The sequence below is a fragment of the Deltaproteobacteria bacterium genome (genome assembly GCA_009930495.1).
In the GTDB taxonomy this organism is placed as follows: domain Bacteria; phylum Desulfobacterota; class Desulfovibrionia; order Desulfovibrionales; family Desulfomicrobiaceae; genus Desulfomicrobium.
This window is the reverse complement of sequence record RZYB01000186.1, coordinates 1-4,635: the sequence shown is the minus strand read 5'-3', so window position 1 is coordinate 4,635 and position 4,635 is coordinate 1. Positions and strand designations below refer to the sequence as shown.

The following is a 4,635-nucleotide window of genomic DNA, read 5'->3' as shown; positions in this document are numbered from 1 at the left end:
CGGGAATGTCGCCAATGCCGCTAGCGGCAGCGGTGGTCTGTATTTGAATTCCGATAGTTATACCCAGGTGGTGACGGTCGCTAATAGCCTGATTGTGAATAATCTCGCCACCAACTCCGGCGGCGGCCTAGCCGGCGGTGTATGGCTTAATGTCTCGGGGGGCGGCACTTCGCGGGTCGATAACTGTACGATTGTCGGCAACGTGGCCTCGCCAAGCGGCGGTGGTGGTATGGGTGGCGGTATCTTTACCGTGGGCGGTTGCCTGCAGAACAGTATTGTCTGGGGCAATACCGCTGATTGGGGGGCGGATATTTCGGATCAGGGCGGAACCTTTTATAACTCCTGCGCGTCGGATGGCCTGACGGATGGCGCGGATGGGTGTACGACCAATAATCCGATGTTCACGGATGCGTCCGCAAGTGATTACACGCTGCTGGCGGGGTCGCCCTGTATCGATACCGGTGACAATGCCTTGGCGCCGACGAATATTTCGCCTTATGACCTAGCGGGGAATCCGCGTATTCAGGACGGTACCGTGGATATGGGCGCGTATGAATTTGCTGCAGTTCCGCCTCCTGATGTGGTGTATGTCGATGCGTCGGTGGGCAGTTCCGGAGCCGGGACCAACTGGTTAACGGCATTCAAGACGATTCAGGAAGGCGTGGAAGCGGTATCGACCACAGGCACCGTCTGGGTCACCAACGGCGTGTATAATTCAGGTGGCGCGATGACGCCGGGCTATGCGTTGACCAACCGCGTGTGTATTACCAAGGCCATCACGGTGCGCTCGATGAACGGGCCGGAGGTAACGATTATCGCGGGTGCGGGACCCATAGGGTCTGCGGCGGTGCGCGGGGTGTTTATGAGTGGCGGTGCGCAGTTGATCGGCTTTGCCATCACGAACGGATACACGGCGAATTCCGGTGATGCAGTCTATGATCAATCTGGTGCAGGCATCTTGTTGGCAACCAACTGCGTAGTATCCAATGTGGTCGTCCAGGGAAATACGGCGAATAACAATGGCGGTGGCGCGTATTTGTATTACGGCGGTACGCTGAATAACTGTACGCTAAATGATAATACGGCGAATAACTGGGGCGGCGGAGCCTATTTCTATCAGGGGGGCACGCTGAACGACTGCACGCTGAACGGCAATTCTGCGGATTATGCCGGTGGGGCTTATGTGTACCATGGTGGTACGTTGAATTATTGTACGTTGAGAGGTAACTCGTCATCTGCCGGAGCGGGTGGGGCCTGTCTGGATACGAGCGGGACGATGAACAATTGTCTGGTGATCAGCAATACAGCGGCAACCTATGCGGGCGGTGTTGAAATTGACTATGTCGGGGATGAGACTTTAAATAATTGCACGATTGTCGGCAATACGGTAACCAGCGGGTCTGGCGGGATGTATCTGTATCAAAGCGGTACGTTGAATAACTGCATTGTATACGGAAACACAGGAACAACCGCTACGGATATATATACTGATGGCGGCGGCTCGACCATCCGCAACACCTGCGCATCCGACGGTATTACCAGCGGCGTAGACGGTTGTATCACCGAGGATCCGCAGCTCAACGCCGACTACACCCTGTCTGCGAATTCCCCGTGTTTTAACACAGGCAACAATACCTACGCTCCCGCCGGAACCGATCTGGCAGGCAATCCGCGCATTGCCTGGACTACGGTGGACATGGGCTCCTACGAACTGCAAGCCCTGATCAGCCCGTCTTCCGGCCCGTTAACTGCGGGCAACACCATCACCGTCACCAACGGATTTGATTTCGGCATCATCACGAATGTCCTTGTCGGAGCGCCGAGCGTCGGCTCAGCCATTCCCACCGCCTCCGGCCCCAACTGGTTCACCATCACCCTGCCCGCCGCCACCAACGCGATCGGCGGCACCGCATCCCTCACCGTCCAAACCTCCGACAACGGCGACACGACCCTGGCCAACGCCTATACCTACAATCCGCAGGGCGAGATTATCGGTTCACCCGTGACGGAGGCCTTTGTGATTGGAGCGGGTTCCATGACCAACATTACGACGCACGGCTGTCCGATCAGTTTGGTCTATGAATCCGGTCATTATCAATATCTGTATCTGTCCAACGACTTCGCCAACGTCGGGCTGACGGGGCCGACCCGTATTCTTGCGCTGGGTCTTGACGTGGTTTCGCCTCCAAGTACCTACGCACTGCCCGGTTACATTTTGCGTATGAAGCATACCGACGTAACCAATATGCTGGGGGAAATGCAGGGAACCGACCTGTCCCTCTGCTACAGCAACGCCGCCTATTCTCCGACAGCCGGCGGCTTCGACATGCTCGAATTCGACACCCCGTTCGAGTGGAACGGCTCCAGCAATGTGATTATCGACTGGGCTTTTGCTCCATCCCCCAATTATTGTCAATGCGGTCAAATCACTTACGATTTGACCGCTTACCGCGGCTGGAAATATCTCAGTGACGATTACGACACGCGGTATATCTATTACGTGGAAGAAGAAGGATATAACGAAGATTATAGTGCCAGTAGCGATCTCCCGCGTATCCGCATCCTGGCGGAGGTCAGCGGCGAGGCCATCACGCCGTCGTCCGGGTCCTCAGCCGGCGGCTATCAGGTCACCATCAGCGGCGTAAACCTAGGCGACGGGACCGACATCACCAACGTGACCCTTTGCGGCATTGATGCAACCACCATTGTCAGCCAATCATCCACCCAGGTGGTGGTTGTGGCCGGATCCAGCTCCGGCGCCCTCGTAGGCGCCGTACGCGTCTATTCCACCAGCTACGGCGAAACGGTGAAAGCCGATGCATTTTCCTACTATGGAATCTCCTTGTCCTCCGGCCCCTACGCCGGCGGCAACACCATCACCGTCACCAACAGCGCGGCCTTCGGCACGATCACAAACGTCCTCATAGGAGCACCGAGCGTCGGCTCGGCCATCCCCACCGCCTCCGGCCCCAACTGGTTCACCATAACCCTCCCCGCCGCCACCAACACGACCGGCGGCACCGTAACCCTCACCGTCCAAACATCCGACAACGGCGAAACGATCCTTGCCAACGCCTACACGTATAATCCAGCGGGCTTGATTGGGCGGCCTGGATCCATAACCGGCTGGGTCGAAGTGGTAGGCCTGCCCTATCAACAATCATCACCTGGCGTGGGGGTGCTGAACGATCAACTGTATGTTGCTGGCGGACGGTCTTCCATAACGATACTCACCAATGTCACTCGCTTCGACGGCTCCGCCTGGACGGAGGTGGCCGGCTTGCCGCAACCGCGCGTGGATTGCCGGGCGGCCGAGCTGAACGGGAACCTATACGTCATGGGTGGTAGCTATAGTTCTACCAAGAGAACGAATGTCTATGGCTACTCCGGTGGCGTGTGGAGTGAAGCCGCCGGACTGCCGTCCGCACGCGCCGGATTCGGTTTGGCGCAATGGCGAAATGCCCTGTATGCCGTGGGCGGCGAGGGTTCTGGAGGGGACGCAACCAACGTCTACTTGTTTGACGGGTCTGGACGGGCCGAGACCAACGGGCTGCCGACGGCGCGTAGCTTCAATACGGTCGCCGTACTGGATGATCAGCTTTATTCCATCGGCGGGCTTAATGGTGGCACTACCCGTACCAACGTCTATCGTTACGATGGAACCAATTGGACTGAAGTGGCAGGCTTGCCGCAACCGCGTTGCAGCATGGTGACGTATGCGGTCGGCGGGTTCATCTACGCGATCGCCGGCTGGACTGGCAGCAGCGCCTCGTACAACACCTTCCGCTATGATGGGGAAACCTGGACGGAAGTTATTTCACTCCCGCAGGCGCGCTCGTCCGCCGGCTGCGGTGCTTTGGGAACGGATATGTATGTCGTCGGCGGCGATACGGGAGGCACCGTGCATACCAATGTCTGGAAGGGCTCGGGAGGATACAGCGGCGGCGTGTTGCCGACATCCGGGCGCATCGGGGACGTGGTCACGATCTACGGCATCCATCTTGGCAACGGTAGCGACATCACCAACGTAACGCTGTGCGGGGTGTCGGCGGCGATTCAGCCGGGTCAGTCCGCTACGCAAGTCGTGGTAGTGGTCGGCACTTCCAGCTCCGGTTCCCTGGGCGATGTGGTGGTTCAATCCACCAGTTTCGGAGCCACCACCAAATCCAACGCCTTCACCTACAACGCCGCAGGCATTGACGTGACCGCACCAGCCTTCGCGCCGACGCCACTAGGCACCATCGTGACCAACATCTTCACCGTGACCAACAGCGGCAACGAAGCCCTGCTGATCACAGCAGCCACCAACAACGGCGCGGGTGCGGCATACTTCGATGTGACCGATTTGGCCGGATTGACCGTCGCCCCCGGCACCGCCAGCAACATTCCGGTGGTCTTCACCGCGTCAGCCATCGGCACCTTCACCCCGACCTGCTACCTGGTCAACAACAGTCCGATGCCGAGCTACACTTTCGCCCTGACCGGCTCGTGCTTCGCCGCCTCCACCAACATCGGCCCCTATGCCGGCGGCAACACGATCACCATCACCAACGGCTATTTCGGGAACATCACGAATGTCCTGGTCGGACCGCCGAGCGTCGGCTCGGCCATTCCCACCGCCTCCGGCCCCAACTG

1 protein-coding gene is annotated in these 4,635 nt (G+C 58.6%); it reads left to right on the top strand.

The features are described from left to right. Positions 1–4,635: DUF1573 domain-containing protein (locus EOL86_12130; protein NCD26322.1), on the top strand; the 4,635-nt coding region annotated here is incomplete at both ends.